This window comes from Halomonas sp. EF61, assembly GCF_040147045.1.
In the GTDB taxonomy this organism is placed as follows: Bacteria; Pseudomonadota; Gammaproteobacteria; order Pseudomonadales; family Halomonadaceae; genus Halomonas; species Halomonas litopenaei.
In genome coordinates this window covers 486125-502455 of record NZ_JAMSHM010000004.1, presented here as the reverse complement: position 1 = coordinate 502455, position 16331 = coordinate 486125, and the positions used below count along the sequence as shown (strand labels likewise).

Here is a 16331-nt window from a genome sequence, read left to right as displayed (position 1 = left end):
ACAAAATGTGGCCGTGTCGTCGTTGTCAGCCGTGGCGTGGCTGCACCTGGATGCGCAGGTCACTCAGCGACAGCCTGGTGTCGTGAAGATCGAGCGAGCAGCGCTGCTGGTCGGTGCAGCTCAACAGATCGCCGGGGGCTGGAGTGGTGCCCTGGGCGTCCTTGAGGCGATCGATCAAGGTCGGCGGAACCTCTAGCGTGGTGCCCTGGGGGCTGCCGCTGAGATTGGTGGCCTCGCCGATGCTGCTTGCGCCCAGGCGTTCGATCAGCCGATCGCTGATCCGCAGCTCACCGGCGGGCAGGCGTAGCTCGCCCGAGCCGTCCTCGATGCGGCTGGCCAGCCAGCGACTGGCGTCAGGCAGCGCGGCACTGTCGCTGGGCACCGGGCCTGCACGCTCGAGGATCTTCAGCGAAGTAGCGTCAGGTACCTTCAGTACGCCGGTGGCCAGGGTCAGCACGAACAACATCAGGCAGACATGAAAGCCATGCAGCAGGTGACCCATGCGACGCTGGCGGCGTACCGCCTTTTCGTCACCAGGCTCACCGGCAGAAATGCCCTGGCGTGACCACTTCTGACGGTTGAAGCGAAAGCTCACGTAGGTCTTGAGCAGGGCGCCGTAGACCTGGTTGTAGTAGATCAGCGGGATCCAAAGAAGGCTGAAGCGACCACGCTGCCAGGCCAGGATCGAGGTGGAGATCCCGCGGGTGAACAGGATCCACAGGGCATAGGCGAAGATGAACGACGGCCGCACGAACAGCGTCACCAGGATCGCCACGATGGGGCCGATCAGGGTCGTCCACATGGACAGCCGCTGGTCGATCAGGCTCCACCAGGTGAATAGCCCCATCGGCCTCGGCCCCAGGGCAATGGCGCGACCGCTGGTGCGCAGCATGTTGCCGTACCAGCGACGCATCAGGTCGGTGGTCGAGGCAAAGAAGCGCTTGCGGTCCGGCAGCTCCTCGAATCCCGAGACGTAGACGTCCGGCAGGTAGAGCATCTTCCAGCCGTTCTTGAGCAACCAGTACCAGGTCGACTTGTCGTCCCCGGACAGGAACTTGAAGTTGCCGAAGCGCCAATGCTCGACGTGGTCGTTCTCGACCATGTCGATAAAGTCCGGGTGGGTCGCCAGGTCGGCGCGGAAGGCGCTGTAGCGACCGGTCAGGACCAGCAGCCGCTCGGACACCGACATCGAGCTCATCACCAGATGACGCTGGGCGTAACGCAGGTCGTACCACTCCTTGGTGGCATCGTTGCCGGTGACGATGGCGCTGTTGTTGGTGGTCAGGGCGCCGAGATCATCGCGCAGGGCGAAGAACGACAGCGAGCGCTCCAGGGTTCCGGGCTCGAGCAGGATATCCCCGTCCATGGATACCAGCACGGCGTCGGGGGCCGGGGCCCGGCGCGAGATCGCACGCAGCACCTCGGCCATGGCCGAACGCTTGCCGTCGCCCTTCTGGAACATGTAGCGGACCTCGATATGCGACGGCCAGCGGTGTTCCTGCAGCACGTGGGAGATGATGTCCACGTCGGTCTGGTCCGAGACCGAGGCAAAGATGGTGGTCGGCACGCCATAGTGCCGGGTCTCCTCGATCAGTGCGTCGTAGACCCGAAAGCAGACGTCGGGGTCGATGCGAAAGGAGGTGCACAGCACGTAGAGCTCTGACGGCTTGCCGGACTCTCCCAGGGCGTCGGCCTCGGCCCGCATCTGTGGAAAGACGCGGCGGTTGTACCACACCGATCGCAGCGCCTGGACGAACCACCATGAATAGCGCCACGCACCGACCGCGCCAATGGCGAAGAAGAAGCTCTTCGACGCCGGCGAGAACACCTCGGAGGGCAACTCGCTGACCAGCACGATCAGCAGCGACAGCAGCAGCGCCAGGGTGGTCAGCTCCGTGGCCTTGCTGGCCACGGAGGTGTGCTTGGGTAGCGATGACATGGTGGCGTCCTTACACCCGGGGGTGTTGCAGGGAGGCGCCGCGACCCATGGCGTAGTATTCGAGACCCGCCGCTTCGACGTCCTCGGGTGAGAAGAGGTTGCGTCCATCGATCACCAGCGGGTGATTGAGGGTGCGCGCGATCTTGTCGAAGTCGACGGTGCGGAAGGCCTTCCACTCGGTGCAGATGACCAGGGCGTCGGCGCCTTCCAGGGCAGCGTCACGCTGCTTGGAGAGACACAGGTCCGAGCGCTCGCCGTAGATGCGGTGACACTCGGCGGAGGCCTCGGGGTCGTAGGCCTGGATCCGGGCGCCGGCTTGCCACAGCTGTTCCATCAGTACCCGGCTCGGCGCCTCGCGCATGTCGTCGGTGTTGGGCTTGAAGGCGAGTCCCCACAGGGCGATGGTGCGGCCCTTGAGGTTGCCGTGGAGCGCCAGTTCCAGCTTGTCGAACAGCCGCGTCTTCTGGGCGTCGTTGACCGTTTCCACCGCCTGCAGCATGCGGGCGGGGGCGCCGACCTCGCTGGCGGTGCGAGCCAGTGCCTTGACGTCCTTGGGGAAGCAGGAGCCGCCGTAGCCACAGCCGGGATAGATGAAGTGGTAGCCGATACGCGGGTCGCTGCCGATACCGTGGCGGACCTGCTCGACGTCCGCACCCAGGTGCTCGGCCAGGTTGGCGATTTCGTTGATGAAGCTGATCTTGGTGGCGAGCATGGCGTTGGCGGCGTACTTGGTCAGTTCGGCGCTGCGCACGTCCATGAACATCAGCTTGTCGCGCTGGCGGCTGTAGGGGGCATAGCACTCGCGCATCAGCTTGCGGACCTTGTCGCTGTCGGTACCGATGACGATCCGCGCCCCCCGCGAGAAGTCCTCGATTGCCGCGCCTTCCTTGAGGAATTCCGGGTTGGAGCAGACGTCGAAGTCGACCTCGGCCTGGCGTCCCTCCAGGGTATCGGCCACCGCCTGATGAACCTTGTCGGCGGTCCCCACCGGGACGGTGGACTTGTTGATGATGACGCGATATCCGTCCATGTGCTGGCCGATGGTATGGGCCACCCCAAGCACGTGGGTCAGGTCGGCGCTGCCGTCCTCGTCAGGGGGCGTTCCCACCGCGATGAACTGCAACAAGCCATGGGCCACCCCTTCCTCCGGGCTATCGGAGAAGGTCAGGCGCTCGTCTTCCATATTGTGGCGGATCAGGTCCTCGAGGCCTGGTTCGTAGATCGGTACCTCACCGCGCTTGAGGCGGGCGACCTTGACCTGATCGACGTCCACACACATCACGTCGTGTCCCACATCGGCCAGGCAGGCGCCGGTGACCAGTCCTACGTAACCCGAGCCGTGAATCGTGATTTTCATGAACTCACTCCTTGCCGTCGCTTGTGATATTGGCGGCCTTGCCTCGGGCGTCGAAGGGACGCCGGGAAAGCCTTGTTCTGACCGCAATGAGGGCAAGGATCGATCCAGTTATTTTTTTATCTCGTAAAAACAATAGGTTATTGGATTGTGTGCTCTGGTGAGCGTTCTCCGGGATGGCCGATGGTCGGGCGGAATGTCGCCATTAAGAGACAATGGTGTGCGACGTTCGTATAAATCATTTAAAATCAGCTAGTTATATGTTGCTCTATGGATACGCCAATGATTTTTTGTGTGATAAGCTGTTGAAAATAAAATGAAAACACTGTTTTTTTACGTTTCGACGATCAGCACCCGATCAGAGCATCATGCTTGAGACGGTTTTTGCGGCATGACGATCGCCATGCTGACGTTGTCGACGCCGAGTAGCGGCAGCGCTGCCAGGCGTCGAGCCGCGGCGAACGTCGAGCTGGATGACCCGGCAGTGAAACAGCGCCATCAGCGGATGAGGGGAGGAATGCTTTGTTGAACAGTGGCTTATGTTTTGAGCAAGAGGCGGGCTGGGTTACCGGGAGGTACCGAAGCTCACATGCGTCCACTGGAGAGTATGAGGTTTATCGCCATCATTGGTGTTAGTTAAGTATTAATAGAATGAAGTTATTAGTGTTAAAGGTGTAGGAGAAATATTTAAGGTTTTGCACTAATCTGCACTTAAAAGCAGTGTTCATCAAAATACTGTACCTCAGTCCAATGCTAGTCATAAAAAAGCTTCGCTAATACTGCTTCTACTTTATGCCGATAAAGTGCGCTATCGGGGATTGGAATGTCCTCAGGCGAACTCGGCAAATGACAATGAGCGTCAGGGGAAGCGACATGAGCACGGCGACGGTGGTGATGGTACAGGGGCAGGCTTTTGTTCAGGGCACCGATGGTAGCCTTCGCGAACTCAGGCCGGGAGACGTGATCAGCGATGGGGAGCGCCTGGTGACGTCACAGGGTGGCGAAATCTCGATTTCGCCCGGTGGCGTCGGCGACCCCGTGACACTTTCCGGTAGCGGACAGGTGCGCCTGTTGCCTTCCACCACCGAGCCGGCCGGCCCTTCGCTAGTCGATCAGGGGATTGTGGAGATTTCCGACGACTCGGCGCCCATCGTCGCACCCGCGACCCCTTTGGGCAGCCCGGTGACGGCTGGCGCGGCTGTCGGCATTGACGCACCGGTTCCCGAGGGCACCCAGGCGTCCGGCTCCACGGACGATGAGCTTGCGGCTCTCGCCCAGATCGCCGAGCAGGCCGACAACGTGCTCGGTGACGAAGAACTCAACGAGCTGTTGGCCGCCATCGACTCCGGCGAAGGCGACCTGTTCGATGATCTTGAGGATCCGGCGGCCGGCGGCACCGGCGGGGGAGGGGACGACGAGGGCAGTGGTTTTGTCCGTCTGCTGCGCATCGTGGAGACGGTGGATCCGCTGGCCTTCCAGTTTGGCCTTGAGGGGCGCGATGGTCCCATCGAGCGCGATTTCACCGGTGTCGACGCGGTGGATCCCGGCGATGACGACGAAGGTGTCACCCTGACCGGTCTCGACGGCCCCGATCCATCGGGCCCCGGCGGTCCTGACGGCCCCGGTGGTCCTGACGGCCCCGGTGGTCCTGACGGCCCTGGTGGTCCTGACGGCCCTGGTGGTCCTGACGGCCCTGGAGAGCTGCCGATTGGCGCCGCCGGTGCCGAGCAGGTGCTGTTCGAAGCGGACCTGGCCGGCGGTAGCCGTGGCGACGCCACCCAGCTGGTTCGCACCGGCTCCTTTGGGTTTGATTCACCTGACGGCCTGGCCACCCTGACGGTGGGGCCGGTTTCCCTGACGCTTGCCCAGCTTGAGGCGCTGGGGACCTCGCCGGTCACCATCGTCACCGATCATGGTGTGGTGACGCTGACCGGCTTCACCGGTTCGGCCGCAGGGGGCACCGTCAGCTACACCTATGAACTGACCGACAACGTCGACAATGACAGCGTTGGCGGCGCCACCGATGGCGGCTATCTCGAGAGTCTGAATGTCCAGGCGGTGGACGTGGACGGCAGTAGCGCCAGCGGCTCGCTCGACATTTTGATCGTGGATGACGCGCCCCGCGCCGAGGACGATCCTACCGTCGAGACCACTGACGATGCGGCGGTGAGTATCAATGTCATCACCAACGCATCAGGCGCCGATACGCTCGGTGCCGATGGCGCCGAGTTGACCGCTGCAGAACTGGTGGACAGCACCGCCGGCAGCCTGGACTTCGACGCCGACGGTACCATCACCTTTACCCCGGCGGCGGGTTTCGAGGGGACCGCCGAGATCCGCTATACCCTGACCGACAACGACGGTGACACCAGCCAGGCGACCTGGCGGGTGGAGGTGGAAGACGACGAGCCCGAGGTCGAGGTCAATCCCGAGTCGCCCAATGCCTCGGGCAACAGCGAGGTGGACGAGGCCGGCCTCGACGACGGCGGCAGCCAGGCGGCCACCGATCTGGAGACCACCAGCGGTGCGATCAACATCGACACCGGCAGTGACACCCTGGCCTCGCTGAAGATCGTGGACAAGGATGGCACCCAGGTCGACGTGACCAATGGCGGTACCGTCGAGGGCGTCTACGGCACCCTGACGGTGACCGAGTCGAACGGCGACTACAGCTACAGCTACACCCTGGCGGACAACACCGAAGACCACACGACTCAGGGTACCGCTACCGACGGAATCAAGGACGACTTCGCGCTGGTGATCGAGGACAGCGACGGCGACGTCAACAACAGCGCCACGCTGACCATCGATATCAAGGACGACGTGCCCGAGGCCAAGGATGACGCCGCCGAGACCGACGAGAACGAGGCGATCACCGTCAATGTGCTCGACGGTACGGCCGGTGGGCTCGACGTGGCCGGAGCCGACGGTCCCTACACCTTCGTCACCGACAGCGTGAGTCTGGCGAGCGGCAGCGGCACCATCACCAGCGTCGACGCCAACGGCAATATCACCTTCACGCCGGCCGACGGCTTCGAGGGTGACGCGGTGATCAACTACACCATCCGCGACGCCGACGGTGACACCAGCAGCGCGAGTTTGACCATCACGGTGGACGCCACACCCGAGGTCGAGGTCAATCCCGAGTCGCCCAATGCCTCGGGCAACAACGAGGTGGACGAGGCCGGTCTCGACGACGGCGGCAGCCAGGCGGCCACCGACCTGGAGACCACCAGCGGTGCGATCACCATCGACACCGGCAGTGACACCCTGGCCTCGCTGAAGATCGTGGACAAGGATGGCACCCAGGTCGACGTGACCAATGGCGGTACTGTGCAAGGCGTCTACGGCACCTTGACGGTGACCGAGTCGAATGGCGACTACAGCTACAGCTACACCCTGGCGGACAACACCGAAGACCACACGACCCAGGGCACCGCTACCGACGGAATCAAGGACGACTTCGCGCTGGTGATCGAGGACAGCGACGGCGACGTCAACAACAGCGCCACGCTGACCATCGATATCAAGGACGACGTGCCCGAGGCCAAGGATGACGCCGCCGAGACCGACGAGAACGAGGCGATCACCGTCAATGTGCTCGACGGTACGGCCGGTGGGCTCGACGTGGCCGGAGCCGACGGTCCCTACACCTTCGTCACCGACAGCGTGAGTCTGGCGAGCGGCAGCGGCACCATCACCAGCGTCGACGCCAACGGCAATATCACCTTCACGCCGGCCGACGGCTTCGAGGGTGACGCGGTGATCAACTACACCATCCGCGACGCCGACGGTGACACCAGCAGCGCGAGTTTGACCATCACGGTGGACGCCACACCCGAGGTCGAGGTCAATCCCGAGTCGCCCAATGCTTCGGGCAACAGCGAGGTGGACGAGGCCGGTCTCGACGACGGCGGCAGCCAGGCGGCCACCGATCTGGAGACCACCAGCGGTGCGATCACCATCGACACCGGCAGTGACACCCTGGCCTCGCTGAAGATCGTGGACAAGGATGGCACCCAGGTCGACGTGACCAATGGCGGTACCGTGCAAGGCGTCTACGGCACCCTGACGGTGACCGAGTCGAACGGCGACTACAGCTACAGCTACACCCTGGCGGACAACACCGAAGACCACACGACTCAGGGCACCGCTACCGACGGAATCAAGGACGACTTCGCGCTGGTGATCGAGGACAGCGACGGCGACGTCAACAACAGCGCCACGCTGACCATCGACATCAAGGACGACGTGCCCGAGGCCAAGGATGACGCCGCCGAGACCGACGAGAACGAGGCGATCACCGTCAATGTGCTCGACGGTACGGCCGGTGGGCTCGACGTGGCCGGAGCCGACGGTCCCTACACCTTCGTCACCGACAGCGTGAGTCTGGCGAGCGGCAGCGGCACCATCACCAGCGTCGACGCCAACGGCAATATCACCTTCACGCCGGCCGACGGCTTCGAGGGTGACGCGGTGATCAACTACACCATCCGCGACGCCGACGGTGACACCAGCAGCGCGAGTTTGACCATCACGGTGGACGCCACACCCGAGGTCGAGGTCAATCCCGAGTCGCCCAATGCCTCGGGCAACAACGAGGTGGACGAGGCCGGTCTCGACGACGGCGGCAGCCAGGCGGCCACCGACCTGGAGACCACCAGCGGTGCGATCACCATCGACACCGGCAGTGACACCCTGGCCTCGCTGAAGATCGTGGACAAGGATGGCACCCAGGTCGACGTGACCAATGGCGGTACCGTGCAAGGCGTCTACGGCACCCTGACGGTGACCGAGTCGAACGGCGACTACAGCTACAGCTACACCCTGGCGGACAACACCGAAGACCACACGACTCAGGGCACCGCTACCGACGGAATCAAGGACGACTTCGCGCTGGTGATCGAGGACAGCGACGGCGACGTCAACAACAGCGCCACGCTGACCATCGACATCAAGGACGACGTGCCCGAGGCCAAGGATGACGCCGCCGAGACCAACGAGAACGAGGCGATCACCGTCAATGTGCTCGACGGTACGGCGGGCGGGCTCGACGTGGCCGGAGCCGACGGTCCCTACACCTTCGTCACCGACAGCGTGAGCCTGGCGAGTGGCAGCGGCACCATCACCAACGTCGACGCCAACGGCAATATCACCTTCACGCCGGCCGACGGCTTCGAGGGTGACGCGGTGATCAACTACACCATCCGCGACGCCGACGGTGACACCAGCAGCGCGAGTTTGACCATCACCGTGGACGCCACACCCGAGGTCGAGGTCAATCCCGAGTCGCCCAATGCCTCAGGCAACAGCGAGGTGGACGAGGCCGGTCTCGACGACGGCGGCAGCCAGGCGGCCACCGATCTGGAGACCACCAGCGGTGCGATCACCATCGACACCGGCAGTGACACCCTGGCCTCGCTGAAGATCGTGGACAAGGATGGCACCCAGGTCGACGTGACCAATGGCGGTACCGTGCAAGGCGTCTACGGCACCCTGACGGTGACCGAGTCGAACGGCGACTACAGCTACAGCTACACCCTGGCGGACAACACCGAAGACCACACGACTCAGGGCACCGCTACCGACGGAATCAAGGACGACTTCGCGCTGGTGATCGAGGACAGCGACGGCGACGTCAACAACAGCGCCACGCTGACCATCGACATCAAGGACGACGTGCCCGAGGCCAAGGATGACGCCGCCGAGACCGACGAGAACGAGGCGATCACCGTCAATGTGCTCGACGGTACGGCCGGTGGGCTCGACGTGGCCGGAGCCGACGGTCCCTACACCTTCGTCACCGACAGCGTGAGCCTGGCGAGCGGCAGCGGCACCATCACCAATGTCGACGCCAACGGCGATATCACCTTCACGCCGGCCGACGGCTTCGAGGGTGACGCGGTGATCAACTACACCATCCGCGACGCCGACGGTGACACCAGCAGCGCGACCCTGACGATCACCGTGGACGCCACACCCGAGATCGAGATCAATCCCGAGTCGCCCAATGCTTCGGGCAACAGCGAGGTGGACGAGGCCGGTCTCGACGACGGCGGCAGCCAGGCGGCCACCGATCTGGAGACCACCAGCGGTGCGATCACCATCGACACCGGCAGTGACACCCTGGCCTCGCTGAAGATCGTGGACAAGGATGGCACCCAGGTCGACGTGACCAATGGCGGTACCGTGCAAGGCGTCTACGGCACCCTGACGGTGACCGAGTCGAACGGCGACTACAGCTACAGCTACACCCTGGCGGACAACACCGAAGACCACACGACTCAGGGCACCGCTACCGACGGAATCAAGGACGACTTCGCGCTGGTGATCGAGGACAGCGACGGCGACGTCAACAACAGCGCCACGCTGACCATCGACATCAAGGACGACGTGCCCGAGGCCAAGGATGACGCCGCCGAGACCGACGAGAACGAGGCGATCACCGTCAATGTGCTCGACGGTACGGCCGGTGGGCTCGACGTGGCCGGAGCCGACGGTCCCTACACCTTCGTCACCGACAGCGTGAGCCTGGCGAGCGGCAGCGGCACCATCACCAATGTCGACGCCAACGGCGATATCACCTTCACGCCGGCCGACGGCTTCGAGGGTGACGCGGTGATCAACTACACCATCCGCGACGCCGACGGTGACACCAGCAGCGCGACCCTGACGATCACCGTGGACGCCACACCCGAGATCGAGATCAATCCCGAGTCGCCCAATGCTTCGGGCAACAGCGAGGTGGACGAGGCCGGTCTCGACGACGGCGGCAGCCAGGCGGCCACCGATCTGGAGACCACCAGCGGTGCGATCACCATCGACACCGGCAGTGACACCCTGGCCTCGCTGAAGATCGTGGACAAGGATGGCACCCAGGTCGACGTGACCAATGGCGGTACCGTGCAAGGCGTCTACGGCACCCTGACGGTGACCGAGTCGAACGGCGACTACAGCTACAGCTACACCCTGGCGGACAACACCGAAGACCACACGACTCAGGGCACCGCTACCGACGGAATCAAGGACGACTTCGCGCTGGTGATCGAGGACAGCGACGGCGACGTCAACAGCAGCGCCACGCTGACCATCGACATCAAGGACGACGTGCCCGAGGCCAAGGATGACGCCGCCGAGACCGACGAGAACGAGGCGATCACCGTCAATGTGCTCGACGGTACGGCCGGTGGGCTCGACGTGGCCGGAGCCGACGGTCCCTACACCTTCGTCACCGACAGCGTGAGCCTGGCGAGCGGCAGCGGCACCATCACCAGCGTCGACGCCAACGGCAATATCACCTTCACGCCGGCCGACGGCTTCGAGGGTGACGCGGTGATCAACTACACCATCCGCGACGCCGACGGTGACACCAGCAGCGCGAGTTTGACCATCACCGTGGACGCCACACCCGAGGTCGAGGTCAATCCCGAGTCGCCCAATGCCTCGGGCAACAACGAGGTGGACGAGGCCGGTCTCGATGACGGCGGCAGCCAGGCGGCCACCGATCTGGAGACCACCAGCGGTGCGATCACCATCGACACCGGCAGTGACACCCTGGCCTCGCTGAAGATCGTGGACAAGGATGGCACCCAGGTCGACGTGACCAATGGCGGTACCGTGCAAGGCGTCTACGGCACCCTGACGGTGACCGAGTCGAACGGCGACTACAGCTACAGCTACACCCTGGCGGACAACACGTTGGACCACACCAACCAGGGCACCGCCACCGATGATGTGAAGGACGACTTCGCGCTGGTGATCGAGGACAGCGACGGCGACGTCAACAACAGCGCCACGCTGACCATCGACATCAAGGACGACGTGCCCCAGGTGTTCTCCGAGGCCGAACACGCCCTGGAGAGTGGCAGCGGCAGCCTGGACTTCGGGCCCAACGTCGGAGCCGATGGGGTCGGGGAGGTAGTCTTTGCTGCCGCCCTCGACGGTCAGCCGGCGACCGATAGCCAGGGCAACGCGCTGCGGGTGGACGGCGCGCCGCTGAACTACCGTCTGAGCGCTGACGGAACAACGCTGTACGCCGAGAGTGCCGACGGTGCCGAGGACGGCTTCAGCGTCACCCTCAACGCAGCAGGTGACGGCTACAGCGTCGAGGTGATCGGCGAGGTGACCAACGGTGTCGATGCCAGCGCCGAGCTTGCCGACGGCGAGCTGGTGACTGGCGGCTATCTGGCGCTCAATCATACCGATGGAGCGACCGACAACGACCTGCTGGTGTCATCCGACAGCGGGCCAGTGGTGGTCTCTGGCGGTCAGATCGCCGTGGCGACCGGAACCAGCATCCGAATCGATGCGCTGAAGGACCTGAGCACTGGCGCCACAGGTGCCACCTGGTCCGATCACCAGGGACTGGCGAGCTTTACCCAGCGGGTCCAGGTCTCAGGGTCGGAGGGTGCCACCACGGCGCTGGTGATCGCTGCCTTGATGTACGCGGCCGACGGCGCTGCGGGTAGCGGTGATCCCGCCGCAGGATCATCGGACTATCTGACGCTGACCACTGACGACATCACGGTGTTCAATGCCATCGGGGTCGATGTCACCAGCCAGGTCACGCTCACGCTGGACGGCGATGGTGTTCGCGTCGAGGGACTGAAGGACGGCTGGCAGGTCAAGCTCGAGACCGGTGATACCCGCCCGTTCGAGGCGGTGGAGATCGAGGCGGCGGACAGTGCGACCAGCGTGAACGACAACCTGCTGCTGGACGACATGGAGTATCGATTCGGCGGGCCGAAGGAAGACTTCGAGCTGGAACTGGGCCTGCTCGGGCGGGACGGTGATGGCGACGAGCTGGCCAGCACCCTGACGCTCAAGGGGGATGCGCCGGATCAATTGCTGGTGGGTGGCAATGGTGAGCAGTCGCTCGCGGGCGGCGGTGGTGACGACGTCATCATCGGTGACGCCGGAGGTGTCCTCAACGAGCCCGCCGGCAACTACAACGTCTCCTTGATCATCGACAGCTCGGGCAGCATGGGCACTTCCTCCGGCAACGGAGGCCTATCGCGGCTGGAACTGGCCAAGCAGGCCCTGGATCAGCTGGTCGAGCAATTGAGTGAGCATGAAGGCACCATTAACCTGCAGATCATCGACTTCGATAAAGAGGTGACGGCGGGTGAGAGCATTGTCTTCAATGACTTCAGTGCGGCCAATCTGACGGCGGCTATCGCCTTTATCGAGGCCATGATCGCCGGGGGCGGGACCAACTACGAGGATGGCTTCGACACCGCTCGGGAGTGGTTCGAATCCCAGACCAATAGCTTTGCAAATATTGGCTTCTTCCTGACCGATGGGGTACCGACCTACTACAGGAACGACAACGGTAGTCTCGGCGGAAACGGCAGTAACTTTACCCAGCCGGTGATGAACCAGTCGGTGAATGCCTTTGGAGAACTGGCTTCCATCGCCCAGGTGGCCGCGATCGGCATGGGCAATGGCATCAACACCAATGTGCTCAGGTTCTTCGACAACACCAATACAGTTGGCACGGCGTCCACCAATTTGAGCGGTAATGCCAATGACGCCATCGACGCGGCGGTGGGCCAGCCCCAGATCGTCAATAGCGGCGGCGATCTGAATGCTGCGTTGCAGGAAGCAGCGGCCAGTCTGATTCCGACCGGTGCCGATAGCCTGAGCGGCGGTGGGGGCGACGATATTCTGGTTGCCGACACCCTGAACAGCGATAACCTGGCCTGGACCAATGCCGATAGTGGCGAGGACTTCAACGCCGGCGAGCACGACGGCCTGGGTTACGGAGGGCTTTATGCCTACCTGACCTGGACCAAGGTGGACCCGAATGGCAGCGGCGTCGCCGACAGGATCGATGATCCGGCCGGCACTGCACCCACCGATGAAGAAGTCCGTGAGTACATCCGCGCCGAGATCGATAACCTCACCGACGACCGCGCAGACGGCTCCGCCAATACCCTGGACGGTGGCGAGGGCGATGATCTGCTGATCGGCGGTGCGGGAGCGGATAACCTGCTCGGCGGTGCGGGCGACGATACCCTGATCGGCGGAGCGGGTAACGATACGCTCGATGGCGGCGCGGGCAACGATATCATCGATCTGGGCACCGGTGCCGATGTGGTCGCCTGGAATGATGGCGACGCTGGGACCAGTGCTGCGCCTGCCAGTGATGAGATCAATGACTTTACCCTGGGAGACGTCGGCAGTGACGCCGAGGCCGATCGCCTGGAGATGTCGGATCTACTCGATGGAGCGACCGCGGCAAGCGTCAATGACTACCTCTACGCCGAGGAGGACGGTAGCGGCAATACCGTGCTGTACGTGAAGAGCGACGGTGGCATCGGCAATACAGGAGGCGATGCCGATCAGGTCATTACCCTCAATGGCGTCGACATGGGGGGACAGGACTCGGCGTCCTTCCTGCAGCAGATGATCGATGACGGCCAGTTGCAGGTGGAGTAGCAGGTTGAGTTGCAGGGCCGTGGTCTCTCTCGGCGCACCCGGGGGAGGCCAACGCCGGACAGGGCTGTCCGGTCTCGGCGAGTGAAAAGGAACAGAGCCCGGCTATCGTCGGGCTCTGTGTCGTCGAGACGAGCGGCTCTTGTGGCACGCGGCGCGAGGCGCCTATCGTCGCACGGGACGCGTGCCGGAGTTGGATGTGGTCAGAAGTCGATGCCGCGGCGGGCCTTGAGGCCATTGGTGAAGCCGTGCTTGACCTCCTGCATCTCGGTCACGGTGTCGGCCATGGCAACCAGTTCGCGATGGGCGTTGCGCCCGGTGATGATAACCGTCTGCTCGGCAGGCCGGTTGACGATGGCTGTGCGCACGGTGTCGATGTCCAGGTAGCCGAACTTGAGCATGTAGGTGATCTCGTCGAGCACCACCAGATAGACCTCAGGATCGGCCAGCATGCGGCTGGCCTCCTGCCAGACCTCGCGGCAGGCCTGGGTGTCCGATTCGCGATTCTGGGTATCCCAGGTGAAACCGGTGGCCATGATCGCCACCTCGAGGTTGTCGTCGGCCTCGAGTCGGTCGCGTTCTCCGCACTCCCACAGTCCCTTGATGAACTGCACCACGCCCACCCGGTAACCGTAGCCCAGGGCGCGGGTAACGGTGCCCCAGGCGGCGGTGGTCTTGCCCTTGCCGTTGCCGGTAAACACCAGCATCAGCCCGCGCTCCTCGTCGGCGGCGGCGACCTTGGCGTCGACGTGGGACTTGAGCTTCTCCATGGCCTTCTTGTGTCGGGTGTTTCTGTCCTGCTCGCTCATGCCGGCTCCCGCTGTGTGGTGAAAAGCGCAGGGTAGCCGAGGCGGACGCCGGCGTCAGCCCGGATATACCTTCCCGCCTCAGGCTGGGTACGTTTCTGCTCATCCGCCTGGATACGCTTCTGCCCATCAGACCGGATACGCCTTTCCGCCTCAGCCGGGATCATTGGCTGGAAGGCTCTGGCGTCCCGCCTGGGGCGACGCCGTGTTGGCCGAGCGTGCCTGTCGGCGCGCCTCCATGCGCCTGGCGAAGACCTCCATCAGGCGATCGTAGAGCGCCGCACCCAGCACGCTGTCCTCGATGCCCGCATCGATGTTGGGATTGTCGTTGACCTCGATCACCAGCACACGGTCGCCGACCTGCTTGAGGTCGACACCGTAGAGGCCATTGCCGATCAGCCGGGTGGCCTTGAGCGCCGCACGCAGCACGGCGGCCGGCACCTCGTCGATGGGGTGGCTGCTGAAGCCGCCGCTGCGGGTGCGAGCACCGGAATGATCGTAGATCTGCCAATGGCCACGGGCCATGTAGTAGCGGCTGGCGAACAGTGGAGCACCGTCGAGCACGCCGATGCGCCAGTCGTATTCGGTAGGCAGCCATTCCTGCAGCAACAGCAGGTCCGAGCTCTTGAACAGGGTATCGGCTTCCCGCGCCAGCGATTCGCTGGACGTTACCTTGACGATGCCACGGGAGAAGGCGCCATCGGGGACCTTCAGCACCCTCGGGTAGCTGAGACCCTGCGTCTGCTCGAGGAGACGTGCTCGATCCGAACGCTTGAGCAACAGTCCCTCGGGAGCGGCGACCCCCCGGGTGCGAAGCAGTTCATGCAGATAGACCTTGTTGGTGCAGCGCAGAATGTCCTGGGGCGCGTCGATGACCACCAGGCCTTCGTGTTCGGCACGTCGGGCCATGCGCCAGGTGGGGTGGTCGAGGGCGGTGGTCTGGCGCAGAAACAGAGCGTCGAACTCGGCCAGCCGGGCGCTGTCACGATGGGTGATCAGCGAGACATTGATGCCCTGGCGCCGACCGGCGCGGATAAATTGCTTGAGCGCGCCCTTGTTGCTGGGCGGCAGGTGTTCTTCAGGGTCGATCAACATGGCCAGGTCGAAGCGATAGCGCCTCCGCGCCCTGGGGGTACGCCAGATCTTCAGCGAATGGCGATTGAGGGCGCGAGCGAAGGCGTCCTGCTCGTCTTCATGAAGCCGCCCAAGCGCAAGCGGACGCAGCCGCACCAGTCGATAGCCCTGGGCGGTGCGATTCAGGCGCGCCTCCATCAGCGGACAGGGCAGGCGCTCGAACAGGCGGCGGGCGACGCGTGCCAGCAGGGGCTCGACGCATTCGCCGAACAGCACCCTGAAATGGACGTCATCGCCGAGTCGCTCGACCGCAGCGGGCCGGCTCAGCTCATCGAGCAGTCCGGTAAGGCCCTCGAGCTGCATGTCGGTGGTCGACTTGCGGCGCAGGGAGTTGAGGGTATCGACACTGGGGATCACTCTGGCACCTCGCGCCTGGGCGAGCAGCGAGACATAGTAGCCTCGGCCCAGGTAGCCGAGGTCGGAACACAGGTTGATGACCTGTGCGCTGGTGGCGCCCGAGGTGGCCTTGGCATCGGCGATGTCCGCGGCGTCGACATAGTGGTCGGCGTCGATCACATCGTCACTGGGGTGGTAGGGCTGCCAGTCGCGCTGGCGGTCGACAACGATACGCAGGGCGCACATCGCAAGAATTCCTCGGCAAGGGGCGAGATAGGGGCGACACAAGGGGCGAAACTGGGACGAGACAATGGCGGAGCAAGGG

General features: G+C 63.9%; 5 protein-coding genes. 1 reads left to right on the top strand and 4 read right to left on the bottom strand.

Annotation, left to right across the window (positions count from 1 at the left end):
- Positions 1-25 precede the first annotated feature (25 nt).
- Together NFI08_RS21740 and NFI08_RS21735 are read right to left on the bottom strand one after the other, a co-directional pair.
- Complete coding sequence (locus tag NFI08_RS21740) at positions 26-1939, bottom strand: glycosyltransferase (protein ID WP_349591457.1); 1914 nt, start codon at positions 1937-1939, stop codon at positions 26-28.
- Positions 1940-1949: 10 nt separating this feature from the next.
- On the bottom strand, positions 1950-3296 hold the full coding sequence (locus NFI08_RS21735) for a UDP-glucose dehydrogenase family protein (RefSeq protein ID WP_349591456.1): 1347 nt from the start codon (positions 3294-3296) through the stop codon (positions 1950-1952).
- Between the two features lie 870 nt (positions 3297-4166).
- Here NFI08_RS21735 and NFI08_RS21730 point away from each other — a divergent pair.
- Positions 4167-13733: a retention module-containing protein gene (locus NFI08_RS21730; protein ID WP_349591455.1), complete on the top strand. Its 9567-nt coding sequence runs from the start codon at positions 4167-4169 to the stop codon at positions 13731-13733.
- A 200-nt stretch (positions 13734-13933) separates the two neighbouring features.
- On the opposite strand, the gene cobO is transcribed toward NFI08_RS21730, so the two are convergent.
- Both cobO and NFI08_RS21720 read right to left on the bottom strand, forming a co-directional pair.
- On the bottom strand, positions 13934-14539 hold the full coding sequence (gene cobO / locus NFI08_RS21725; RefSeq protein WP_349591454.1) for a cob(I)yrinic acid a,c-diamide adenosyltransferase: 606 nt from the start codon (positions 14537-14539) through the stop codon (positions 13934-13936).
- Positions 14540-14689: 150 nt separating this feature from the next.
- Positions 14690-16252, bottom strand: a complete 1563-nt coding sequence (locus NFI08_RS21720; RefSeq protein WP_045992570.1) for a RimK family ATP-grasp domain-containing protein — start codon at positions 16250-16252, stop codon at positions 14690-14692.
- Positions 16253-16331: the final 79 nt, after the last annotated feature.